At 48.4% G+C, this 24,509-nt stretch carries 18 protein-coding genes; 16 read left to right on the top strand and 2 right to left on the bottom strand.

Features of this window, described 5'->3' with window-relative positions; all coding sequences use genetic code 11:
• Window position 1: 1 nt before the first annotated feature.
• The 12 genes from J2T16_RS24410 to J2T16_RS24355 all read left to right on the top strand — a co-directional run bounded on the left by J2T16_RS24410 (window position 2) and on the right by J2T16_RS24355 (window position 19,693).
• Window positions 2-1,813 (top strand): glycoside hydrolase family 35 protein, encoded by a 1,812-nt coding sequence (locus J2T16_RS24410; protein ID WP_499019421.1) that lies wholly within the window; start codon window positions 2-4, stop codon window positions 1,811-1,813.
• 109 nt (window positions 1,814-1,922) lie between these two features.
• The gene (locus J2T16_RS24405) at window positions 1,923-2,789 is read left to right on the top strand and encodes a sugar phosphate isomerase/epimerase family protein (protein WP_221790191.1); all 867 of its coding nucleotides are present in this window, start codon (window positions 1,923-1,925) and stop codon (window positions 2,787-2,789) included.
• A gap of 266 nt (window positions 2,790-3,055) precedes the next feature.
• Window positions 3,056-4,114: a Gfo/Idh/MocA family protein gene (locus tag J2T16_RS24400; RefSeq protein ID WP_499019420.1), complete on the top strand. Its 1,059-nt coding sequence runs from the start codon at window positions 3,056-3,058 to the stop codon at window positions 4,112-4,114.
• Between the two features lie 356 nt (window positions 4,115-4,470).
• Window positions 4,471-5,883, top strand: coding sequence for an alpha-L-fucosidase (locus J2T16_RS24395; RefSeq protein WP_221790141.1), 1,413 nt, complete (start codon window positions 4,471-4,473; stop codon window positions 5,881-5,883).
• 314 nt (window positions 5,884-6,197) lie between these two features.
• Complete coding sequence (locus J2T16_RS24390; protein ID WP_221790144.1) at window positions 6,198-7,175, top strand: ABC transporter permease; 978 nt, start codon at window positions 6,198-6,200, stop codon at window positions 7,173-7,175.
• 15 nt (window positions 7,176-7,190) lie between these two features.
• Entirely contained in the window at window positions 7,191-8,099 is a 909-nt protein-coding gene (locus tag J2T16_RS24385) for a carbohydrate ABC transporter permease (RefSeq protein ID WP_090924237.1), read from the top strand.
• 102 nt (window positions 8,100-8,201) lie between these two features.
• A complete protein-coding gene (locus J2T16_RS24380; RefSeq protein WP_090924236.1) occupies window positions 8,202-9,836 on the top strand; it encodes a type 2 periplasmic-binding domain-containing protein in 1,635 nt (544 codons plus the stop codon).
• Window positions 9,837-10,008: 172 nt separating this feature from the next.
• Window positions 10,009-12,234, top strand: coding sequence for a helix-turn-helix domain-containing protein (locus J2T16_RS24375; RefSeq protein ID WP_336121357.1), 2,226 nt, complete (start codon window positions 10,009-10,011; stop codon window positions 12,232-12,234).
• Between the two features lie 43 nt (window positions 12,235-12,277).
• Window positions 12,278-14,605: a glycoside hydrolase family 3 N-terminal domain-containing protein gene (locus tag J2T16_RS24370; protein ID WP_499019419.1), complete on the top strand. Its 2,328-nt coding sequence runs from the start codon at window positions 12,278-12,280 to the stop codon at window positions 14,603-14,605.
• Window positions 14,602-17,892, top strand: coding sequence for an alpha-mannosidase (locus J2T16_RS24365; protein ID WP_499019418.1), 3,291 nt, complete (start codon window positions 14,602-14,604; stop codon window positions 17,890-17,892). Before J2T16_RS24370 ends, J2T16_RS24365 begins: the two co-directional genes overlap by 4 nt.
• A 41-nt stretch (window positions 17,893-17,933) precedes the next feature.
• A complete protein-coding gene (locus tag J2T16_RS24360) occupies window positions 17,934-18,809 on the top strand; it encodes a sugar phosphate isomerase/epimerase family protein (RefSeq protein ID WP_221790150.1) in 876 nt (291 codons plus the stop codon).
• Between the two features lie 11 nt (window positions 18,810-18,820).
• Window positions 18,821-19,693: a sugar phosphate isomerase/epimerase family protein gene (locus tag J2T16_RS24355; protein ID WP_221790151.1), complete on the top strand. Its 873-nt coding sequence runs from the start codon at window positions 18,821-18,823 to the stop codon at window positions 19,691-19,693.
• Between the two features lie 307 nt (window positions 19,694-20,000).
• On the opposite strand, the gene J2T16_RS24350 is transcribed toward J2T16_RS24355, so the two are convergent.
• On the bottom strand, window positions 20,001-20,834 hold the full coding sequence (locus tag J2T16_RS24350; RefSeq protein WP_221790152.1) for a hypothetical protein: 834 nt from the start codon (window positions 20,832-20,834) through the stop codon (window positions 20,001-20,003).
• A gap of 272 nt (window positions 20,835-21,106) precedes the next feature.
• Between J2T16_RS24350 and J2T16_RS24345 the strand changes: the two genes are divergently transcribed.
• From J2T16_RS24345 to J2T16_RS24335, 3 genes are all read left to right on the top strand, one after another.
• Window positions 21,107-21,334, top strand: a complete 228-nt coding sequence (locus J2T16_RS24345) for a helix-turn-helix domain-containing protein (protein ID WP_090924231.1) — start codon at window positions 21,107-21,109, stop codon at window positions 21,332-21,334.
• A 127-nt stretch (window positions 21,335-21,461) separates the two neighbouring features.
• Window positions 21,462-22,022 (top strand): hypothetical protein, encoded by a 561-nt coding sequence (locus tag J2T16_RS24340; protein ID WP_499019417.1) that lies wholly within the window; start codon window positions 21,462-21,464, stop codon window positions 22,020-22,022.
• A gap of 177 nt (window positions 22,023-22,199) precedes the next feature.
• On the top strand, window positions 22,200-22,628 hold the full coding sequence (locus J2T16_RS24335; protein ID WP_154891512.1) for a VOC family protein: 429 nt from the start codon (window positions 22,200-22,202) through the stop codon (window positions 22,626-22,628).
• Window positions 22,629-22,771: 143 nt separating this feature from the next.
• Here J2T16_RS24335 and J2T16_RS24330 read toward each other — a convergent pair whose 3' ends face one another.
• On the bottom strand, window positions 22,772-23,617 hold the full coding sequence (locus J2T16_RS24330; protein ID WP_499019416.1) for a hypothetical protein: 846 nt from the start codon (window positions 23,615-23,617) through the stop codon (window positions 22,772-22,774).
• A gap of 242 nt (window positions 23,618-23,859) precedes the next feature.
• Between J2T16_RS24330 and ytxJ the strand changes: the two genes are divergently transcribed.
• Entirely contained in the window at window positions 23,860-24,399 is a 540-nt protein-coding gene (gene ytxJ, locus J2T16_RS24325; RefSeq protein WP_312027646.1) for a bacillithiol system redox-active protein YtxJ, read from the top strand.
• The last annotated feature ends 110 nt before the right edge of the window (window positions 24,400-24,509 follow it).

The raw sequence follows: 24,509 nt of genomic DNA, 5'->3' as shown, positions 1-24,509 counted from the left end.
GATGGCGGTACTGACGGCTCGGGGGTCTCAATTTATGCTGGATGGAGAACCTTTTCAAATTCTGTCGGGTGCGATTCATTATTTTCGAGTGGTGCCCGAGTATTGGGAAGATCGGCTGCTGAAGCTGAAGGCCTGCGGGTTTAACACGGTGGAGACCTACGTGCCATGGAACATGCATGAGCCACAGCCGGGGATGTATTGTTTCGAAGGCATGGCGGATGTGGAGCAATTTATTCGACTTGCGGGGAGCTTGGAGTTGCATGTGATCATTCGTCCAAGTCCATACATCTGTGCGGAGTGGGAATTTGGCGGCTTGCCTTCATGGCTGCTTGCAGATGACCATCTGCGGCTTCGTTGCAATGATTCGGCGTTTCTGGCGCATGTGGATCGGTATTACGATGTACTTTTACCCACATTAAAACCTCTTTTGAGCACCTCTGGCGGCCCCGTTATTGCATTGCAGATTGAAAATGAATATGGCAGCTTCGGGAACGATGCGAGTTATCTGCAATATTTGCGAGATGGCATGGTGAGGCGGGGCATGGATGTGCTCCTGTTCACCTCGGATGGGCCAACGGATCATATGCTGCAAGCCGGTTCCGTGCCAGGACACTTGGCAACAGTTAATTTTGGGTCGGGGACAGAGTGGGCGTTTGCCAAGCTGCGTGAATATCAAGCAGAGGAACCGCTTATGTGTATGGAGTTTTGGAATGGCTGGTTCGATCACTGGGGCGAATCTCATCACACTCGGGAAGCAGAAGATGTAGCTAAAGTGCTGGAGGAAATGTTAGAAGCAGGCGCCTCGGTGAATTTCTACATGTTCCATGGCGGTACGAATTTTGCATTTTATAATGGAGCGAACTGTCAGCAAAAGGATCAATACGAACCAACCATTACGAGTTACGACTATGACTCTTTGCTTAGTGAATCGGGAGAACTCACAGCGAAATTTCATGCAGTAAGGGAGGTTATCTCGCGGTATAGCCTTTCTAAAAAACAGGATCATGGCTCTGAGCCGGGAGATTTAGTTTTACCGGAACCTATAGGGACGGCCGCTTACGGCAGGATCGAGATGAGGCAACATGCTAGTTTGCTTCAACAACTGAATGCACTGGCTATTCCAATGCACCGTACAAACCCGGAGCCGATGGAGAAGCTGGGGCAGGATTATGGGTTTATCAGCTACCAGACACGGATATCCGGGCCAAGAGAACGACAGGAATTCGTTGTTCAGGAGGTTCGTGATCGGGCAATGGTGTTTGTAGATGGCCTTTTACAGGGAGTACTGGAACGTGGGAATCCCACGGCGACAACGATATCCTTTGAAGTACCCGCGGAAGGCACGGAGTTGCTCATTCTCGTTGAGAATATGGGGCGAATCAATTATGGTCCGTACCTGAGAGATCCGAAGGGAATTACGGAGGGTGTGCGGCATGGATTTCAGTTTTTATACGATTGGACGATTCATTGTTTGCCGATGACCGATCTTTCGGGTTTATCTTTTGCTGTGCTGTCTGAGCTTGAGAGTAGCGTAAGAACAGTAACAGAGGAGCCATTTTTTTATCGAGGAAGTCTTCATATTGAAGATGTGTTGGATATAAAGGATACTTTCCTTCGTCTGGACGGCTGGACAAAAGGAGTTGCATATGTAAACGGATTCAATCTGGGGCGCTACTGGAATAAAGGCCCGCAACAGACGTTGTATGTCCCTGCGCCTCTTCTCCGTCTAGGGGAGAACGAGATCATCATATTTGAGCTTCATGGGACGGCAGATGCCGCCGTCATGTTCGTGGATCAGCCGGATTTGGGCTAGAAAAGGAAAATCGGTGAGCCATGCGATTATTGGCAATTGCTCTATGGACTGGAACAAGGTATACGTTGGGTATGGACACCCATCACAGGAGAGGGAGAGGATGAGGAAGATGAAAGTTGGACTCAGCACATACAGTTTGCAGCAAGCGTTGGATCGTAAGGAGCTGACTGTGCCGGATGCCGTTCGGTGGATTGCGGAGCAGGGCGGGCAGCATGTGGAGATTGTACCGATGGGCTTCAGTTTGATCGATAATCCAGCGTTAATTGAGGAAATCAAAGCTACGGCTCGGGAGGTTGGTGTCGACATCTCGAATTATGCCATTGGAGCAAACTTTGCGGTTCAGGAGAATGCCGAGACTTTGGAAGAAGAAATTCAGAGTGTTATGCGCCACGTGGATGTCGCCGCTGCCCTGGGTGTGAAGCTGATGCGCCACGATGTGGCTTTCCGGCCTGCACCGGAGGGGACTGTAGCACAGTTTGAAGCCGACCTGCCTGTGCTGGTCAAAGCCTGTCAGCGAATTGCCGAATATGCCGCAGGCTTTGGCATTACAACAAGTGTGGAGAACCACGGATATTATGTGCAATCGAGCGAGCGGATTCAGCGGCTGTTACATGAGACGGGTCGGGAAAATTTCAAAACGACACTGGACATCGGCAATTTCCTCTGTGTGGATGAAGATCCGGTGAGTGCGGTGAAAAATAACATTGCTCACGCGTCTATCGTTCACGCCAAAGACTTCTACTGGCGTCCTTCCACCCGGAATCCCGGCGAAGGCTGGTTCCAGACTTCCCATGGCAATTATCTGCGTGGTGCTATCGTGGGCCATGGTGATATCGACATGCCTGAGGTGTTCCGTGTGATGAAGCAGTCCGGTTACGAGGGATATATCTCGGTTGAATTCGAAGGCATGGAGGATTGCCGAACCGCCTCGCGCATTGCAATGGATAACGTGCGACGTTTGTGGGATGAGGCGTGAAACCGTGTCGGTATGTGTCTTGCTATGATATGGGATCGCTATGCTATCCCGTGTCGATTGGTTTAGTGCTGTGAGGTGCGGTTTAGGGCGTGGCGTATGTTTAAATAGAGTTCATCCAAAAATCGGCTGTTGAAAGCAGCCGCAGTCAATGTGATTTTTCAAAGTTTAACAAATATTAGCGTGATTTGCGGATCGTAAGACTTTTATTTCAAAGATGGCTCTGCCGAGCTGAACGGTATTCATTTTTAACACTGGAGGGGTAGTAAATGTCCAAATTAAAAGTCGCTGTCATCGGTGCCGGTTCGATATCCGATTGCCACCTGCAAGCGTATGCCAGTAATCCGGAAGTAGAGATTTATGCGATCTGTGATCTGAACGAAACGCGTGCCGCCGATGTGGCGAAGCAGTATGGAGCAACCCATGTGTTTACGGACTATAGAGACTTGCTCGCTCTGCCGGAAATCGATTCGGTTAGCATCTGTACCTGGAATGACTCGCACGCGGAGATCAGTATTGCTGCGCTTGATGCGGGCAAAAACGTGCTCTGCGAGAAACCCCTCTGCCAGACTGTGGAGGATGCATTAGAGGTAGAAAAAGCCGTTCATCGCAGTGGTAAGCTGCTACAAGTAGGCTTTGTTCGCCGCTATAGTGACAATGCTCAGATTTTGAAAAAATTCATCGACGAAGGTGAACTTGGCGAAATCTATTATGCCAAAGCCTCCAGTCTGCGCCGTCTGGGCAACCCTGGTGGCTGGTTTGCGGATAAAAGTCGCTCCGGCGGCGGCCCGTTAATTGATATCGGCGTACATGTTATCGACATTTGCTGGTACCTGATGGGTAGACCGAAGGTGAAATCCGTTTCCGCTAACGTCTCCAATCGTCTCGGCAACCGGGCAAACATTCGCAATCTTTCGTTCTATAAGGCTGCCGATTACGATGCAGAACAGAACACCGTGGAAGATATGGCGAATGCATTGATCCGTTTTGAAAACGGAGCAAGCCTGCTGGTCGATGTCAGCTTCACCCTGCATGCAAAGGCTGATGAAACAGCGGTTAAGCTGTATGGCGACAAAGGCGGAGCCGAGCTGGAGCCCGAGATTTCAATTGTTGGCGAGAAGTTCGATACCATTCTGAACATGACACCGCAGGTCGATTTCAAATCCTTTGACTTCATGGGCTCGTTCCGTAATGAAATCAATCACTTTATCGATAGCACGCAGGGCCGAAAAGAAACCCTTAGCCCCGTCGAGGACGGTGTAGAGGTAATGAAAATGCTGTGCGCCATCTACGAATCCGCGCGCGAGGGCAAGGAAATCACGTTGTAAAAATTCAATTTACACGAAAACGGAGTGACCAGTGTAAATCCGCCAATGATCTTAAATCATTTGTTCTACCCAAAACGGAGGAAAGAGGTAATCCGACGTAACCAGTTACCCCATCGACGAGGTGAAACCGTCTTTGGACGTTGTATCAGCATTTATTTACACGAAAACGGAGAGGACAGAAATAAGCCGAAGAAGCGAAGCGTGCGCCTTTATCCCGGGATTTCTCCATTAGGGAAATAGTTCAAAGAAATCCGGGGGTAACAGCGCTCGGAGGATTGTTCTGACCGCGGAGTGGCCTAGTGTAAATTTTAACTCGTTACAACGTCAGAAATTTCAACTAAAGGAGATGCTTTATTTTGACTCAAACCAATTCCCCCCTGCCAGAGCAGGAAGAGCACATCGTTGAAGCAGGCGTACACAACTTTAGTAAAGAGGATGAGTGGGTAAAGCCGGATGATCCACTGCTACTAGAGCGGCTGGAGTGGTTCAAAGATCAGAAGCTCGGTTTGATGATGCACTGGGGGCCGTACTCGCAGCTCGGCTTGGTGGAATCATGGGCGTTGAGTGATGAGGATGGCGACTGGTCACGGGATGATGTGGACTGGACGGACGATATGGAGGACTTCAAGCGTGAATATTTTGACCTGAACAAAACCTTCAATCCGATCCGGTTCCAGCCCGAGGAATGGGCACAGATGGCCGCCGACAACGGCTTCAAATACTTCCTGTTTACGACCAAGCACCACGACGGTTTCTGCATGTGGGATACCAAAACAACCGATTACCGGATTACGGGCAAGGATACGCCGTTCCACAAGCACAAATATGCCGATATCTGCCGTACGCTATTTGACGCCTTTCGAGCGAAAGGGCTCGGTATCTCTGCGTATTTCTCCAAAGCAGACTGGCACACCCCTTATTACTGGGCACCGGGCATGGAGCGTGGACGGCATATGTGGCGCGGGCCCTCTTATGATCCACACAAGTATCCATGGATGTGGGAAAAGTTTGTGGAGTTCACCCATGAGCAGATCATGGAACTGCTGACGAACTACGGACGAATCGAGTGTCTGTGGCTTGATGCAGGCTGGGTACGTGAAGGCCGCCACGGTCAGGATATTCGGCTTGGCGAAGTGGTCGAGCGGGCGAGAAAGAGCACGCAGCCTTGGCTTCTGTCCGCAGATCGCACCGTAGGCGGGCCGTATGAAAACATCGTCACCCCGGAGCAGACGATCCCCGAGCATCCGATGAATATCCCGTGGGAGAGCTGTATTACCGTCGGGCATTCGTTTGCTTTTGGCTTCGATGATCAATATAAATCGGGACGGCAGCTTGCACACATTTTGCTCGAGGTGGTATCTAAAGGAGGTAACTTGGCACTGAATGTCGGGCCGCAGCCGGACGGACGTCTACCCAAAGGGGCTATTCGAGGCATCCAGGGCCTGGGCGAATGGCTGAACACACACGGCGAGGGCATTTATGGCACCCGTATTTGCGCACCGTATTACACGAAGGAGTGGGCATTCACACAGAAAGAAGACATCCACACCGTCTATGCCTTCCGCATGTATCGCAACGAGAGCGAGACCCCGGAAGAGCGACTGATCATTCCTTATGTGGAAAAGGTGGAGCGTATTGAACTCATCGGTACGAATGACGTACTTTCGTTTCAGCAGACCGAAGAAGGGCTGCTCGTGGAGTTGCCACGATCCGCTACAAGCAACCAAGCACCGATCACTCATACATTTAGATTGATCACCAAATCATAAAAATGCATGTCAATTCCGGGGGAGATATCAGGGCCTCCGGAATTTTATTTTTGTACATATAAACATACAGAACCCCACAGAACATGGCTTTAAACACTTGCTGCACAAGGGTTTTTGGAATAAAGAGAGGTCAGAGAAAATTGCAAATTGATCAAAAAGACCTCGGCAAGGTACTATCAAATTAAGAAAGCGCTACCTGATATGATTGTTAACATTGATTAGATTAAGGGCAGCGGATTAGCATCAAAAACGAACGTTAAAGGGTTGTAAATGTAATGTATTATTACACTTGAGGCTGAGAAGGAGTGACGCAAATGAGTCGAGGTACAGATAGCATACCTGCGGACATAGAGCTGCAGCAATTACGTCAGACAGCGCCCAAGAAGCAGCATCCGTTTATCAAAAGCTTCAAAAAGCACTGGGAGCTGTACCTGCTTGTGCTACCTCCGGTGTTGTATCTATTGATCTTCAAATACATCCCGATGGTGGGTGTGCAGATTGCCTTTAAAGATTTCAGCGTAGTCAAAGGCATCTGGGGTAGCCCATGGGTGGGGCTCAAACATTTTGAAGCCTTCTTTAATTCCCCGAACTTCTGGCTACTGATCAAGAACACCATTGGCATCAGTTTCTATTCCCTCATTGCAGGTTTCCCTATACCGATCTTGCTCGCCTTGGCACTGAACGAGATTCGAACGGGTTATTTTAAAAAGACCGTACAGATGGTCACGTATGCACCGCATTTTATCTCCACCGTTGTCATGGTATCCATCATCATTCTAATGCTCTCGCCACATGTAGGCGTCGTAGACAAGTTATTTACCTGGTTGGGTTTCCCGATGACTAACTTTATGGGGATTCCCGAATATTTCAAATCAATCTATGTCTGGTCCGGGGTATGGCAGGGCATGGGGTATTCCTCCATTATCTACATCGCGGCCTTGGCGGGAGTTGATCCATCCCTGTACGAAGCGGCCAAGATGGATGGCGCCTCAAGGTTGCGGAAAATCTGGCACATCGACCTTCCCACCCTTGTTCCGGTGACCGTAATCATGTTGATTCTAAGTCTGGGTAGCATTATGGGCGTTGGCTTCGAAAAAATATACCTGATGCAGAATCCGCTGAATACAAGTGCTTCGGAGGTCATCTCCACGTACGTGTACAAGGTTGGTCTGATCGGAGCAAATTTCAGCTTCTCTGCGGCTGTCGGATTCTTTAATTCCATCATCAATCTGATTTTATTGGTCATCGTTAACAGCATTTCACGCAAAGTATCCGAGAACAGCTTGTGGTAAAGGAGGAGCATGTCCATGTTTAATCTGATCAATCGGAACCGAATCAAAGATCCCATTGGCGACCGTATTTTCATGACCATCAACTATATCTTTCTGATTGCCATTCTGTTAACGGTGTTCTACCCGCTCTTGTACATTGTCAGTTCCTCATTCAGCTCGTCACGTGCCGTAACATCCGGCCAGGTGTGGCTGTTCCCGGTTGATTTCAACATCAAGGCATACATCTCCATTTTCAAAAGCCAGCAGCTCATGCTCGGGTTTTACAACACGATCATCTACACCGTGGTTGGTACGTTCATAAACGTCGCTCTGACGGTTATGCTAGCCTACCCGCTCTCCCGTAAGTCGTTCTATGGACGGGGAGCGATCATTATTTTCATGATGATTACGATGTTTTTTGACGGGGGTCTGATTCCGACCTACCTGCTGATGAAAGACCTGCATCTGCTGGATACCCGCTGGGCGATGTGGCTGCCCGGAGCGCTTGCCGTGTTCCAGGTCATCGTTGCTCGCACCTTCTTCCAGTCGTCGATCCCCGAGGAGCTTGGTGAAGCTGCCGAGATGGACGGGTGCCGGGATATTCGCTACCTGATCAGCGTGGTGCTGCCACTCTCCAAACCGATTCTGGCGGTCATGACGCTGATGTACGCAGTAGGCCACTGGAATGCCTACTTTGATGCACTCATTTACCTCCGTTCAGAGAAACTGTTCCCATTACAATATGTGCTTCGCAACTTGTTAATTCTGAATGCGGCTGACCCGGCCATGCTTGCGAATACAAGTCAGCAGATGCGGGATCAGGGCTTCGAGCAGGTGCTGAAATATGCGCTGATTGTGGTCGCAAGTATTCCGATTCTGATTATGTATCCTTTTGTGCAAAAACACTTCGTCAAAGGGGTTATGGTCGGTTCACTTAAAGGATAGATGGTAGCCGGTTTATGAAAGGAGGTGGGGGCACACGCCGGCTATATCAACCCAACAGCTTAACCAAAGGTTTGTCGTTATGAATAAAAAGGAGGAGTCAGCTTGAGAAAATCCTGGATTTCAATTTTGTGTCTGATCTTAGCTTCGATAACGATATTATCTGCATGCAGTTCATCTGAAAAAGCGGGTACAGGTAGCGAGGGGAGCGGCGAGAGCGGCGGCCCGGTGACGATGACTTTTTTTGCCCCACAAGGTAAAGCACCGATGGAAGACAATGAATTCACCAAGTTTATCGAAAAAAAGTTCAACGTGACCTTGAAATGGGATCTGGCCCCGACAGACGCTTTGCAGGATCGCAGACAATTGCTGCTAGCCAGCGGGGATTATCCTGAAGTATTCCTGCACGGCAAATTCACCACTTCGGATCTTCAAACCTATGGTAAACAAGGCGTGTTCCTCCCGCTTCAAGACCTGATCAAGCAATACGGCCCGAACCTCACCAAAGTGATGGAAGAGAAGCCTTATTTCAAGGATGCCATAACGGCACCGGACGGTAACATCTATGCATTGCCTATTTTTAATGAATGTTACCACTGTACGTATGCGCAGAAGTATTGGATCAACCAAGAGTGGCTGGATAAGGTGGGGCTGAAAATGCCAACGACGACGGATGAACTGTATACCGTTCTGAAGGCGTTCAAAACCCAAGACCCGAACGGCAACGGCAAAGCCGATGAGATTCCGCTCACAGGTGCACCGAACAAATATGTGTGGAACGGCAACATCGATGCCTATCTGATGAACAGCTTCATATACAACGATAACGATAAATACCTGATCGTGAACGATGGCAAGGTGAGTTTTGCCGCCAACCAGGAGGGATGGAAGAAAGGGCTGGAGTACATGCACAAGCTGTACGCGGATGGCCTGATCGACCCGGCTTCCTTCACACAGAATGACCAGGCGATTGGTCAACTGGGGAACAAAGAAGGAGATGAAGTGGTTGGTTCCATTACAACGGCACTGGTGAGCTATCTGGTGAATACGTATGACAAAAAAATTACCCGTCACCAGCACTGGGAGATCGTGCCCCCACTCAAAGGACCGGATGGTGTGCAGACGACTGGAGCAACGCAAAGTGTAGGTGAGTTTGAATTTGCCATCACCAACAAAGCGACCGAAGCACAACAGATCGCAGCGATCAAAATTGTAGATTACATGTTCAGTGAAGAGGGTGCACTCTATGCAGAGTACGGCCCAACGGAAGGAAAGGGCTGGAAGAAAGCAGGCCCGGATGAGAAAAACATCAACGGCGAACCTGCCAAATACAGCTATTACAACCTGCCTGAACGTGATCCCAACGTGGTTGTGAACGAGAGCTGGTCACAGATCGGTGCGCATGATTTGTCCAATACGTTCCGTAATCTGTTTGCAGAGGGTCAAGATCCACTGTCTGCTGAAGGATACGGTACAAGGCTTGCTCAAGCGACGAAAGTATATGCACCGTACGCTCCAAAAGAAGTATATCCAGCCAACGTATTTATTCGTCCAGAAGATACCGAGACAGCAGCTCAACTGACCACCGCGATCAAAGATTATGTGCAGACGAATATGGCTCAGTTCATCATTGGCAGCAAGAGCATTGATAAGGACTGGGATTCATACGTCAAAGGTTTTGATGGACTTGGATTAAGCAATTATCTGGATATTTATCAGCGTGCAATTGAGAAAAAGTAAATCTAATACAGACTGTCCCGCCTGTCACCCGTGACCGGGGCAGTCTTCTCCTATGACAACCCCACGTCATTCGATATAATGAACGCATAATTATGAAAACTTTGTGAACAGAGGCAAGGTGCAAGTGGTTTGTCGTCATGCAACATGAAATGGATTGGTGGGGGGCGCGGAGATGAACAACAATTGGTTCAGACGTTTGCTGTTATCGTATTTGCCTATTTTTTTTATTGTGACGACGATTTTATTTTTTATTTTCTTTCAGGTATTTAATGAGCAGAACCGGAGAGAAGCGCTCAAGGCTAATGAATTTTTGGCTTCACAGGTGACACAGTATCTGGATAACTCTTTGCGGTCCATTGATTTCAAAGTACTGCGCGAGATTTTGACCAACTCGAATCTGAAAAATTATTTCTCGGTATCTGGCAGCGAGGATGTCTATGCCGGCATTCAGGCCGTTAAGGTCATCGATGAATTGAAGATAGAATATCCGCTGATCGACTCGGTCTACCTGGTCAGGTACAGCGATAACACCGTTTTTAGCAATGGCAAGTCCGTTCCGATCAACGAATTCCCGGATGCAGCCTTTATTGCAGACAGCCGGACGAAGGATGAGCAGAAGTGGGTCGGCGCACGATCATTCAAGGCGTTTCCTTCCCAATCGGCGGAGCAGGTCATTACGATTGTGCGAAATGTCGGGAACGGCAGAGGTCTTGTAGTGACCAACGTTGAGTTGAATACGCTGCAAAAGTCCATTATGCAGATGTACGACCCTGAATTTACGTTTGTGAACATCTATAACCGATCCGGGGGAAGTCTCTGGCATGGTGGTACGCCTGATGCTGAGATGCTTGCTTCCAAGCCAGCTTCCGCTTCGGGAGAGGTTTTCTCTGAATTCACATCCAGCTATAGTGGCTGGAAGGTGCAGACGGGGCTAAATAACGGGAAAATCATCAAGTTTACGTTGCAATTTTATAATATCTGGTTTATTTTCGCGGTCGCTGTTGTACTGATCGGGGTTGTGTGGGTCGTCTATGTGACGCGTAGAAACTATAAACCGATCCAGCAGATTGTTACCCTGATTCAGACGGTCTCCTCACAGAAACCGTCTGCACTGAACTATGGCAAGGAGAATGAATTCCGTTTCATTCATACCACGCTGGAGCGCATGATCGACCAGACGAAGCAATATCAGGAGGAGCATGAAGAGAATCTGATTTTGCAAAAGAAGGTCTTCTTTCAGGAACTGCTGGAAGGTACGCGGGATTACACATGTCATGAGTTATCTGCGGAGATGAGCAAGTTCAAGCTACCGGCATTAGAGCATCGCTGGGCGGTGATGGTGGTGGAGATGGATCGATACGACGTGTTTGTGGATGAGTATCATCAGCAGGATCAAGCTCTCCTGAAATTTGTGCTGTCGAGCATTTTGCAGGAAAGTGCAAGGCAAGAAGGAACCGAGGTATGGGCAGAGTGGGTCTCGAGTCAGCGATTGTATGCCATCCTCTGGTTGCCTGAGACGGAACAGTCCGAAGAGACAGAGCAACGCTTGCTCAGTGGTTATCTGGATCAGGTGGGTCAGTATTTGAACTTTACCGTCACGATTGGTGTGGGCCGGGTTGCTGTGGATATTCGCGGGCTTCGAGCTTCGCTTAAAGAGGCTGTGCACGCGCTGGAGTACAAGGCGGTTCTGGGCACCAATCGGATCATACCGTGCGGAGATGTACCGAGTTCGACGAATGACGTGTATGAGTTTCTTAAGACCATCTCCTTGCTCGTGCAGGCAATGCGGCTATCAGACGATGTTTGGGAACAGCACTTCGAACGGCTGTTTAAGCAGATTCGTCAGTCTGTTCTGTCTCGTCAGGAGATTATGAACACGGTTCAGCTGTTGTTCCAGCATTATAATCGTGAGTTTGCCGAGCTTCCGCGTGAATATCAGGAGTCATGGGCAGCGATATTTACGCCATTGTTACCACGGCTAGAAGGTTGGGAGACGCTGGATGATCTGCGCGAGCTTTGCCTGGAAGGGTTCCGTGAGTTGGCGAAGCAGATGGAGACACTGCAATGCTCTCGTAAACATCGGTCACATATTCTGGAGATTCGCAAATATATCGAAGAGCATTACAACAATCCCGATCTGTCGCTGAATTACCTTAGTGATCTGTTCGATATCAATCCGAAGTATCTGAGCAAGCTTTTCAAAGATGAGATCGGGGAGAAATTCGTGGATCTGCTCATCAGTCACCGGATCGAAAAAGCAAAACAGCTCATGCAACAGACGGACAAAGCCATTCAGGAGATCAGTGAGGAAGTGGGATATACCAATTACAATTCCTTCAATCGTGCTTTTAAAAATGTGGTCGGCATGGCTCCAAGTGACTATCGCAAGGCGATGTAAGCTCCACGTATGACCAACTCACAGGCAGGAGGAGAATGTGAACATGCAAACGCAAACGGGCTACAAAGATGCATCACTTCCCATTCAGGAGCGGGTACGGGATCTGCTCGAACGAATGACTACCGCAGAGAAGATCGGACAGTTGATCCAACCTATGGGGTGGAAAACGTACAAGAAAACGGCAGACGGTACGGTACAGGTAACCGAAGAGTTCGAGGCGGACATGGCGGAGGGTGGTGTCGGCTCGTTGTATGGTGTACTCAGGGCTGATCCATGGACAGAAGTTACTTTGGATACAGGACTGACGCCGCGGCAAGGAGCAGTAGCCACGAATGTGATTCAGCAATATGCCATAGAACATTCCCGGTTAGGCATTCCGATTCTGTTCGGAGAAGAATGTTCCCACGGCCATATGGCTATTGGTGCAACGGTCTTTCCTGTGCCGTTAACGGTAGGTAGCACATGGAATGCCGATCTATATCGCAGGATGTGCGAGGCGATCGCTGTGGAAACTCGGAGTCAGGGCGGCGCAGCTACGTATTCTCCAGTGCTGGATGTTGTACGTGACCCGAGATGGGGACGAACGGAGGAATGTTTTGCCGAAGATGCTTATCTCATCGGAAAGTTTGCCGTAGAAGCCATCTATGGATTGCAGGGAGAGCGTCTTAATTCAGACCGGACGGTGATAGCGACACTTAAACATTTTACAGCGTACGGCAGTTCAGAGGGAGGACGCAATGCGGCGCCAGTGCATATGGGGATGCGTGAGTTGCATGAAATTGACCTGCTACCGTTCAAACAAGCAGTAGAAGCCGGGGCCTGCTCGGTCATGACGGCCTATAATGAGATCGATGGTGTGCCTTGTACGTCCAGTACGTACCTGCTTCATGATCTTTTGCGGGAAGAATGGGGTTTTGACGGATTTGTCATTACTGATTTTGGGGCGATCCAGATGCTGGTGAACGGACACAACACGGCAGAGAATGGAGAGCAGGCTGTGACACAGTCCCTTCGGGCAGGTGTAGATATGGAGATGTCCGGATTCATGTACCGCAAACATCTGGCACAAGCGCTCGAACAGGGTTTACTGGAAGAGAAGGAGCTGGATGTGGCGGTACGACGCGTGTTGGAGATGAAATTCAAGCTCGGTTTGTTTGAGCGGCCTTATGTTGATCCTGATTTTGCAGAAAAGGTTATCGGGTGTGAGGAACATGTTCGGCTCGCACGGGAGGTGGCACAAGAGGGAATCGTCCTGTTGAAAAATGAAGGCCATGTGCTTCCGCTTGCTACTCAGGGAGCCAAATTGGCTGTGATCGGGCCGAACGCCAACCATATCTATAACCAGCTTGGAGATTATACCTCTCCGCAGCCAAGAGACCAGATTGTGACGGTGCTGGATGGTATCACGCGCAAACTCGGTGGGACGGATTCTGCTCAGGTGCTGTATGCACCCGGATGTCGGATTAAGGGGGATTCGAGAGAAGGTTTTGCGCAGGCGCTGGCATGTGCGGAGCAGGCCGATGTCATCGTTATGGTGATGGGTGGATCGAGTGCGCGTGATTTTGGCGAAGGTACAATTGATCTGCGAACAGGGGCATCCGTGGTAACCGACGATCCGTGGAATGACATGGAGTGCGGGGAAGGCATAGACCGTTCTTCGTTGAACCTGATGGGTGTGCAGCTAGAACTGGTGCAGGAAATACATAAGCTGGGGAAGCCGGTCGTTGTGGTGTATATTAACGGGCGCCCTATTGCCGAACCGTGGATCGACGAGCACATTCCAGCCATTCTGGAAGCATGGTATCCGGGGCAGGAAGGAGGCAATGCCATCGCCGATGTACTGTTTGGGGATGTGAATCCATCGGGACGACTGACCGTATCCATTCCCAAACATGAAGGTCAGCTTCCCGTGTACTATCATGCGAAACGGACGCGCGGCAAACGGTATTTGGAGATGGATCTAACGCCGCAATATGCTTTCGGACATGGGCTTAGCTACACGGACTTCAAGTACGACAATGTTCGAGTGACACCGGAAGTGATTGGACCGGACGAGGAGGCACAGGTGCAGGTCGAAGTGACGAATGTGGGTGCTGTGGCAGGCAAAGAGGTCGTGCAGCTGTACATTAGCGATGTGACGGCTACCGTTACCCGGGCTGAAATTGCCCTGAAGGGTTTTAGCAAAATCCATCTGGAGCCAGGAGAGACCCGAACGGTAACATTTCCAGTGCAAAAAGAACATCTCGCACTGATCGACTCCCGTCTCCAGTCTGTGGTGGAACCGGGTGAATTCAAGCTGATGGTTGGACGCAGCTCTGTGGACTGGACGGCTTGCAGTCTGCATGTACAACAGGTGGAGGTGAAGGTATGATCCGAATGCAGCGGTTTATCGAAGATTTGAAGCAGAAGCAGTGGCTGGAAGTCGTTGAGCTTCCCGAGTGGCAGATGCAGCGAGCCCGATATATTCGGCCGGGAGAATACGAGTATGAGCAGGGATATGCACATGAGCAGGGATATGCGTATGGTCAGGATCGAGCATCTGAACAGGAAGGGCACGAGGTAATCCAGCATTCCCTTAATCCCTTAAACAGCACACACGGAACGACGTATTTTCTGAGCAAAAGAGTGCAGATTCCTGAGACGTGGCAGGGTGAGGCTATCGGATTCATTTTTGAAGCGGGTGGGGAAGGGTTGATGAAGGTCAACGGTGTTCCGTATCACGAGCTCGATCGCAATCATACCTTCGTACCTCTTCCAAGAGAACGTGTGGGAATCTCGCCACAGCTGGAGATCGAGCTGTATGACCCTATCCCTGAACCGCATGATCCCTTGAATCGGCAAGCGGTAATTCAGCCCCCGATTCAGGGGATACGAGCGGCGCTGGTGCATGTGAATCAACCGTTGCAGAGCCTGATGTACAGCATAATGGTACTTTCAGAATCGCTGCAGGCTTTACCGGAGAAAGATTTGAAACGCACAACACTGGTTCGGTCTGTCCATCAGGTGATGGATGAGATGTACCATGATCCGGGACGCTGGCAGGATGGTGTATGGCTGCATGAGCTGGAGCAGAGAATCGTCCAGACCGTGGAGCGGCAAGATCCGGAGCAGCATCGAAGCGGGTTTATGCATCTGGTTGGACAGTCTCATATTGATGTGGCTTGGCTCTGGCCTGTGCGGGAAACCGTGCGCAAATCGAGCCGAACGTTCTCTACGATGTGTACGCTTATGGACACATACCCGGATTTTGTGTACTCCCAGAGCCAGCCTCAACTATATGCTTTTGTTAAGGAGCATTATCCTGAGCTGTATGAAAGGGTGAAGGCACGTATTGCCGAAGGGCGTTGGGAACTGGTTGGTGGCATGTGGGTGGAGCCGGACTTGAATATCCCAAGTGGTGAGTCCCTGGTGCGGCAGATTTTGTACGGACAGCAGTTCTATCAGTCGGAGTTTGGCAAACGTTCGAACATTGAATGGCTGCCGGATACGTTTGGATATTGTGCTTCACTGCCTCAGATTCTGAGGCTTGCCGACATTCCTTATTTTATGACGACCAAACTAAACTGGAATGATACGAATGTGTTCCCGTATGATCTGTTCGACTGGGTGGGGATTGACGGTACCTCCGTGCTGTCTTACCTGAATCATGGTGTAAACGAACATACACGTCCCAAAGATGTGCATGAACACTGGCAGTCCTACAAGCAAAAAGACGTTCATGCAGAGCAGATGTTGCTTTATGGACACGGCGATGGTGGCGGCGGTGTGACGAACGATATGGTGGAGTTTGCGGAGCGTTCTCACCTGATGGCAGGGCAGCCGATCAGTCAATTCAGCACGGCGAGCGCCTTTTTTGAAGGGATTGCAGCGAGTAAGCCAACACTGCCGAAGTGGCATGGTGATCTGTATCTGGAGCTGCATCGCGGCACATATACAACCCATGCGCGGAATAAACGCAGCAACCGCAAGGCCGAGGTGCTCTATCGCGAAGCAGAAATCTGGAGCCAGTGGGATCAGAATCGCGTCCGTATGTTGGATCGCAAGGAAGTGCTTGATGAAGGCTGGAAGCTGATCATGTTGAATCAGTTCCATGATATTATTCCAGGTACGTCGATTCCCGAAGTGTATGTAACTTCTGCTGAGGAGTATACGAAGGTGTTTGCGCTTGGTGACGACGTGCTACAGGTGTCACTCGATGCGCTCACGGATAACATTGCAACAAATGAAGTATCAGGTAAGCCTTACGTTATATTCAATAGTCTCGGCTGGGAACGGAGTGAAGTAATCTGTATCGCAGGGAATACGGATTGGGATGTCTTGGCGGCGTATGATCGGTATGGGAATCGTTTGATTAGCGAGGTTGAGAAGTGTGAAGATGGGGTTAGCCTGCATGTTCTTGTTCCTTCGATTCCTGCCTTCGGGTATATCACCATATGGTTGCGCGAGACAGAAGAAGTAGAACGATATTCAAAAGAAGAAATAGCGGTAACTGTAGAACAGGGAGCGGATAGCGCATTAGGAGCAACAGGTGAGGGCGACATTCCAGTAGGGAAAAAAACAACAAATGCAGATCTAGAAGTGAGTTCAGCGATCCAAAAGACAGCTAAGCTTGAGCAGATACCTGCATGTTGGGAAACCGAGTTCTATTTGCTCGAATTCAACGACTTGGGTGAGATCACAAGATGGTATGACAAGACGGTAGAGCGTGAATGGTTGAGGCCGGGCGATCGAGCAAATGAGTGGCAGTTTTTCCACGACAAACCGACGTACTGGGATGCATGGGATATAGACCCAAGATTTGAATCTCAGCGGGCGAGTGCTGTGCAGCTGATCTCCAGAGAGATTGTTCAGCGCGGCCCTGTGCAGGATGTACTGCGTTTCCGCTGGAAGCTGAATGAATCCGAGATTAGCCAGGATGTAATTTTGTTTCATCATCAGCGGCGTGTTGATTTTAAAACTCGGGTAGACTGGAATGAAAGTCACAAGCTGCTCAAGGTGGCGTTCCCAGCAGATTTGGTGGCGGCTAAAGCAACCTATGAGATTCCGTTTGGTGCCTTAGAGCGGGCAACGCATAACAATACAAGTTGGGAACGGGCGCAGTTTGAGGTGTGCGGGCATCGCTGGGCTGATCTCTCGGAGGGCAATAGTGGTATCAGTTTGTTGAACGATTGCAAGTATGGCTACGACATTAAGGATCGCACGATTCGTCTTTCACTTTTGCGAGCACCAAAATGGCCTGATGTACATGCCGATCAAGGACAGCATGCATTCACATATTCGGTACTGCCACATGCAGGAGACTGGCGTCAGGCAAATGTGGTGCAACGTGCGATGGAACTGAATCATCCGGTCCAGGTGATTGCACCCACACCACATGGAGGCACAAAACCCTCGGAACACAGCTGGGTTCAGTTCCATAGTGAACATGTCATTTTGGATACGATTAAGGTGTCGGAGGACGGAGCAGGAACGGTACTGCGTTTCTATGAATCGATTGGAGGCCGGGAAACGGTACAGGTGCAGTGGAATGAACGAAACGTGAGTGCTTCAATCATTAATCTGCTGGAAGATGAGCTTGTCCCGCTCACTTGCGAGGGTGGAGTGTTTAAACTGACGTTTAAACCCTATGAAATCAAATCGGTAAAGCTTGTACCATAAAAAAGGTAGCATAACTCATCTAATCTCATGGGAGGTACGACATGAAATTAACCAATAAGATCGGTGTAATCGTGGACAGTTTTGGCGTAGGTGTGCGGGAAGGGCTGTTGAAAACCAAGGATGCAGGTGCAGAAGGCGTACAGATCTACGCGGTGAAGGGGGAGATGGACCCGGCAAATCTGTCGCTAACGGCTCGTAAAGAGCTTCGTAGTTATATAGATGGTCTCGGTCTTGAGATCTCAGCATTGGTTGGTGATCTGGGCGGTCACGGATTTCAGGTCAAGGAAGACAATGCATGGAAAGTAGAAAAGTCTAAACGAATTGTTGATCTTGCTCTCGATCTGGGCACAAATATTGTGACCACACATATCGGTATTGTTCCACATGATCCTTCTTCCGAAGTATACGAAACACTGCACGCTGCATGTGAAGAACTGGGACAGTACGCCAAAAGTGTCGGAGCCTACTTTGCGATCGAGACGGGGCCGGAAACGGCTGCTGATCTGAAAAGTTTCTTGGATACCCTCTCCACGAACGGGGTGTCGGTCAATTTTGACCCGGCAAACATGGTGATGGTGACAGGAGATGATCCGGTACAGGGTGTTAAGCTACTCAAGGATTATATCGTGCATACGCATGTGAAGGATGGCTTGCGTCTGAAAGAGGTCGATCCACGGGACGTGTACGGTGCTGTGGGTTATGCTCCGATGGATCATGAGAAAATTGCCGAAATGGTAGCTTCCGGCGCCTTTTTCCGCGAAGTGCCACTGGGCGAGGGAGCTGTTGATTTTGATGCTTATTTTGCCGCGCTGCAGGAGATTGGCTATACAGGGTATCTGACCATTGAGCGCGAAGTAGGAGATCAACCGGAAGTGGATATTCGCAAAGCCGTGCAGTTCATCAAACAATATCGATAGGAGTGGAGCAGATGAAGGTAGGTCTGAGCACGTACAGTTTGTTGAATGATCTGAATTCGGGAGCCATGACGGTGCTGGATGTAATCGACTGGATTGCAGCGAACGGCGGGGAGCACATGGAGATGGTTCCCTACGGATACACGGTGGAGGATAATCATGAACTGGCGGATGCGATTCGGGGGCGCGCCGAAGCAGCTGGGATTGAACTGTCGAACTATTCTATGCCAGCCAACTTTGTGCAGGAGACGGAAGAGGCTTTTGAAGAAGAGATGGCTCGGGTCAAAAGACATGTGGATGTCGCACACCGGATGGGTGTCAGGCATCTGCGCCACGACGTTACTTCATTCAGGCTACCCAAGGAGAGCACGACCATTGCCTGGTTTGAACAGCATCTGCCTTTGATGGTTAGGGGAAGCCAGATCATTGCCGATTATGCTGCACAGTACGGGCTGATTACAACGATTGAGAATCATGGATTCAGTGTGCAGGCTAGTGATCGGGTTCAGCGAGTATTGCATGCCGTAGATCGGCCGAATTTTAAAACAACGCTGGATATTGGCAACTTCATGTGTGTAGATGAAAACCCGATTATCGGTGTGATGAAAAATCTGCCGTACGCTTCGCTCATTCATTTCAAAGACTTCTACTTCCGTCCGTATGACGAGCATCCAGGGGAAGGGGAGTGGTTTACCACAACTTATGGTAACTTCCTGCGCGGTGCGATCGTGGGTCAAGGTGATATCCCCATCCGTAAAATCGTCAAGCTGATCAAGGACTCCGGTTACGATGGCAATATCACGGTGGAGTTCGAAGGCATGGAGGAATGCAAAGCCGCTTCCAAAATCGCCATGGACAATCTGCGTCGTTTCTGGGATGAAGCATAGAGGGAATGTTTTTAATACGCCAAAAAGTCGTCCCAAAAAGCTATGGAGGCGTGTGATTAATTATGACCATGATGTTTGTGTCATTCTTAGGTTTTCTCGAAATCAAGCAACTTGGTTACTTAGGGGTGAACGTGTTTTTATATGTACGTCTACTTGCATTTTAGAGAATGAACTGTTGAAGGCAAGATGAGATTACCAGTCGTTGAACAAGTCCATTACGCATAAACTAAATGGATTAAATAAAAGAAGGCATTTATCTGAGGGATAAATGCCTTCTTTTTTGAAACTATAAAATTATATAGATAGATTAATATACCTTGGCAGCAATATAAGCGGTAGTGCTATTGTAAAAATTTTTATAAGTGCCTAGATCCCAAGAAAATGTACTTGGATTTGATATATTTGTGTTAATAGATGGTTGCTGTCCGTGTTTCTCTGACCAATTGCCTGTGCTGTTTTGTAGCATAAAATGAAAGTCTACCACGTCAATTCCTACATCCACTTTCCCATTATTATTAGCATCAATCCAGCCAACTCTATAAGCAATACGGTGTTCATCAGCTGTGACAGCTGCTGTTCTACTGGAAAGAATTTTCCAACCGGGTTTGAAATAAAGTCCGTTCGTGTTTCCATCTTTTACTACAAGAGCAGCTCCTACACTAGAATCCGTAAAAAAGTTCTTATCATAAACATTTGAGACTCCATCACCATCTCCAGGATTCCAAAAAAAAGGGGCTTTTACTGAATACCCGTAGCAATTGACCTTGGTTGAAGTGACAGCAGAATAAGGCCATGCGTTACCGTAAGCTGATGCAAATGGTTTTACAATATCGTTATGTGGAGCTAACTGAATTTTAATATTTGGTGGTGTTACATTAGAATTTGGATTTTCAGGTAACACCAGATTGGTTTGGGCTTTAAGTTCTCCTACCGTAAACTGGTTTCCTTCTTCGTCCATAACAATGGTGTTATCTCCTTGAAATTTGCCGACTTTTACTTTGTTTGTTCCAGAGGTTTGTACTTCAATGAATTTCTCGGTCGTATGCTGATCTGTTGTTTCGGGTGAAGCCATAGCTACTGCTGCAATGCTCAAATTAAGTATCAGAGTAAAGGTAAATGCTGCCCTCAGAATCTTTTTCAAGCTTGATCGTCTCCTTTAGATGGAATAAACAAATGCTAACATATAATTCCATTTAATTCCATAGCCAAATAGTCGCAGAATAATCCGAATAGTGAATACATTCTAGATGAGAATGGGTGTAATTCAACTTTGCCCCTCCTATACAGCATACGAACTAGGAGATCATTTCGTAGTGCCATAAAGAGGAATAAGTGACGATAATCACAAGTATGCTATACTGAATGTACGCAGCCTGAAAATAACTGGCTATGGATAGGAGAGATCGTGAATCTATGCAGGTATTTGAGGACTGGAACCAAAAGGTAAAGAAGACGTTCAACGCAACGAATCCCGAAGTGGTATTGACGGTAACTGAGGCGGGCAGCCTGCTAGGGCTGAGTAAAGACCAGATGAAGTTATACGTGGATAAAAACAAACTCACCAAAGTACCTATTATGAGAAGTGTGCATCGATATCTTTTGTTAAAAAGTGAAATCGATCGCATTGTGCAGGCACAATAAATGAGTAGGAAAAAGGCAAGCAGTCTTAGTTGACCGGGGTAATAACTGAATAGAACATTTATAGCCATTTTACCGGGCATTACTCGGGAGAGTGGCTTTTTTCTTGAATAGAGAGGGGGAGTCAGGCATGCTCGGCAGGTTATCATCAGGTTTATATCGGTATGTAAACTGGAAATGGGTTGTCGTTGCGACCATTGTCTTTGGGTGTTTTATCGCATTCGTTCTACCTTGGCAGGCGGAAAAGTCAAAGGAGGCAACAGGCGGCGGAGAGTCACCGGATTCGTCGTTTCTATACAGCGCCGATGATTTGTATCGGGTGGCTGAGCACTATGGAGAGAGCGGGCGAAGCGCTTATATTCAGGCGAGGTTTACGTTTGATATGATCTGGCCGCTGGTCTATTTGTTCCTGCTCGTCGTTTCGATATCCATGCTGTATCGAGTACTTCCAGTCACAAGCCGCTGGAGGTGGATAAATCTGCTGCCCTTTATGGGCTGGGGGATGGATATGCTGGAAAACTTGGGGGCATCTCTGGTCATGTTCCGGTATCCCGAGCGAACATCTGTGATTGCTGAACTGACTCCTGTATTCACGTTGTTAAAATGGTGCATCATCTACGCCAGTTTTGCCGTTCTTGTACCGGGGATTGTGATCATGGTTGTGCATTACCTTCGCAAGCGTAAGGTTTAAATGGTGAACTTGAATGAAGTAGAGAATGGGAGAAGAAGATGTTGGGAAATATAGCTCAGTAACGGTCACCGTATAGAGTGGAAATTTGTGCTTGTCAAAGGACAATTCATTCCTATATACTCATGTCGCAAGTGACCTGACCCATAAACTAAACGAATCCAGGGAGATGAATAATCCATGGCAATTAACTTGAATGTATACCTTGTTACCAATGGTAACGGGCGTGAAGCTGTTGAGTTCTACAAAGAGGCATTTGGTGCGGAAGTGCTCGCGATGCAGACATTTGGGGAAGGCCCTTCCAGCCCGGATCATCCGATTCCACCAGAAGCCAAAGACTGGATTATGCATGCGTCTCTGCAAATCGGCAGTTCGGTGTTGATGTTGTCGGATACGCTGCCTGGTATGCCTCACACCATTGGAGATAATATCACGGTGACGGTCAATACGGACACAGCTGAGCAAGCGAAGGACATTTTCAGTAAACTTGAAGTGGGCGGTAAAGTGAATATGCCGATTCAGGAAACGTTCTGGAGCCCGGCTTACGGTAATGTTACTGATAAATTTGGTGTGCAGTTCCAAATCAGTGCAACTCCTGGACAAGCATAGAGACAGTTATAGGTTGGGCGTATGTGCTAAGTATCAAGCATTAAACTATAAAACACGTAATAACTAAATAACTATCTGGGAAAAACCTCCATTCGCTACATAATGCAGCGTGGAGGTTTTTTTGCTGTTTTTTTAAAGAAAGACTAATCTTCCTTCTGAATCTTGGAAGGGTTGTTGATTTTGTATGGCACCGGATTACGGGTTAGCTTCTTTTTGATAATTTTAGCTTCAAAGGTTAGCACATCGCCAACTTCTAATTCCTGTTTCTTCATCGTTGCACTGTGACTGGACCAAGCCTCTCCGACCTCAATGACATCAGGCTCCGTAATGGTTACAGACTCATAAATGATAACTTCATCGTCATTGTCCGAGAAATGGTTGGGTACTGTCGTAAACTCCTTAACCACCCCGCTCATCTTCACTTTGCCTTCGGGCAGATCGATTTTAACGGCTTTTGTTTTCGGTGCAGCTTTGGTTTTGGATTTGGTTTCTGAAGTCGCATCGGCATTGCTGCCTGCCTGAGGCCCGATGTATTCCTCCACCAATCCGTCAGGATCACCTTTGAGCTCGGAGAAGGAATCTGGCCCATCCATGTCATCCTCCGGATTAACCAGCTCGGCTGACGAGTCTTCCTGGGCAGATGTTTCAGCGGAATCAGGGGCTTGTGCAGTGTAGCCCTGTTCCGTTCCCGTCTCTGCTCCCGCTCCGCTTAATCCTCTGGTGCTGTAGCTCGAAGCCTGCATTTCTTTGAGATAGGAGGGGTGAATGCAGTGTTTTTGCCCATTATCCAGCTCAATTACAGCCGTCATGTGATCCACAAAACCTAGAATGTTACAGGGCAGGTTCAGCCCGTTGCCTTTATAATAAAATGTTTTGAGTTTAGTTGCTTTCGCCGAAATCAGACCCCATTCCTGACACTTGGCAATTAACTCGTCTTCGTTGTCCAGTGCATAATATTCCGGTGGTTCAATCGTAAAAGCGTATGTCATATTGAATTTCCGCCTTTCAGTTGCTCTTATGTTCATCGTTTCCAAATTACCATCAGTGTAACACAATTATGTACCCGAAAGATGCAGATTCTGAAAGCTTGTGTGCAGGGGCTGTGCTATAATTTGAACAAAATATGAGATGAAAATATGATCATTGAAGTATTCAGGAAAAGCCTGTTTAGTCGTTCGACTTATATAGCTTCGAATCGCTTGATTCATACGTAGAGAAAGGATGACTTGATGTGGAGAAAAAGGTGAATCATCAGGCACTTTGGCTCGGAGTCGGTGTGGCCCTTGGTGCAAGCTTTGGTACAGCTACGGGGCAGATTGGACTGGGCATCGCTTTTGGTGCTGCTCTCGGCGTGGTGATCGGTTCCGTGGTCAGTAAACGTACAGGCGCCGATTCACATGAGATGTTAAGTGAGCATGTGCTGGAGTTGCATAAACTGGAGGATTGGCAAGAGGTGCTCCAACGTTCGCAAGAGAATCCGGTGCTTTTGCTGAAACACAGCACAACTTGTCCCGTTAGTGCACGAGCATATAGAGAGTTCATGGCTTTTGTCGGCACCAATGCATCCGATCCGAAACAGACGATGGAATATCGTATGGTGAAAGTTATCGAGAACCGTCCGTTATCCCGTCACATCGCCGAAGAGACCGAGGTTCGCCATGAATCGCCGCAGGTACTCCTACTCGATCAGGGGAAGGTTATTGAACACACTTCACATGGACACATCACCAAAAAACGGCTGACACAGTGGGCGCAGAATCCGTTTGGATAAGTTATGTGTTTATACAGTAAGTTTGTTCACTTTAAAAATAAAAGAAAAAATCATATCTTATCTGGGGTATATCATTTAAAATAAAAGAAGCCTTTATACCTTCTGAATCG

This window comes from Paenibacillus intestini (genome assembly GCF_030803945.1).
Classification (GTDB): domain Bacteria; phylum Bacillota; class Bacilli; order Paenibacillales; family Paenibacillaceae; genus Paenibacillus; species Paenibacillus polysaccharolyticus.
The sequence above is the reverse complement of the archived record's forward strand: the minus strand, read 5'-3'. Positions and strand labels throughout refer to the sequence as shown.

Bases quoted from the DNA above. Each gene is read 5' to 3' on its own strand.
- J2T16_RS24410 (WP_499019421.1), top strand. From the start codon at position 2: ATGGCGGTACTGACGGCTCGGGGGTCTCAATTTATGCTGGATGGAGAA.
- J2T16_RS24405 (WP_221790191.1), top strand. From the start codon at position 1,923: ATGAAAGTTGGACTCAGCACATACAGTTTGCAGCAAGCGTTGGATCGT.
- J2T16_RS24400 (WP_499019420.1), top strand. From the start codon at position 3,056: ATGTCCAAATTAAAAGTCGCTGTCATCGGTGCCGGTTCGATATCCGAT.
- J2T16_RS24390 (WP_221790144.1), top strand. From the start codon at position 6,198: ATGAGTCGAGGTACAGATAGCATACCTGCGGACATAGAGCTGCAGCAA.
- J2T16_RS24385 (WP_090924237.1), top strand. From the start codon at position 7,191: ATGTTTAATCTGATCAATCGGAACCGAATCAAAGATCCCATTGGCGAC.
- J2T16_RS24375 (WP_336121357.1), top strand. From the start codon at position 10,009: ATGAACAACAATTGGTTCAGACGTTTGCTGTTATCGTATTTGCCTATT.
- J2T16_RS24370 (WP_499019419.1), top strand. From the start codon at position 12,278: ATGCAAACGCAAACGGGCTACAAAGATGCATCACTTCCCATTCAGGAG.
- J2T16_RS24365 (WP_499019418.1), top strand. From the start codon at position 14,602: ATGATCCGAATGCAGCGGTTTATCGAAGATTTGAAGCAGAAGCAGTGG.
- J2T16_RS24360 (WP_221790150.1), top strand. From the start codon at position 17,934: ATGAAATTAACCAATAAGATCGGTGTAATCGTGGACAGTTTTGGCGTA.
- J2T16_RS24355 (WP_221790151.1), top strand. From the start codon at position 18,821: ATGAAGGTAGGTCTGAGCACGTACAGTTTGTTGAATGATCTGAATTCG.
- J2T16_RS24345 (WP_090924231.1), top strand. From the start codon at position 21,107: ATGCAGGTATTTGAGGACTGGAACCAAAAGGTAAAGAAGACGTTCAAC.
- J2T16_RS24340 (WP_499019417.1), top strand. From the start codon at position 21,462: ATGCTCGGCAGGTTATCATCAGGTTTATATCGGTATGTAAACTGGAAA.
- J2T16_RS24335 (WP_154891512.1), top strand. From the start codon at position 22,200: ATGGCAATTAACTTGAATGTATACCTTGTTACCAATGGTAACGGGCGT.
- J2T16_RS24330 (WP_499019416.1), bottom strand. From the start codon at position 23,617: ATGACATACGCTTTTACGATTGAACCACCGGAATATTATGCACTGGAC.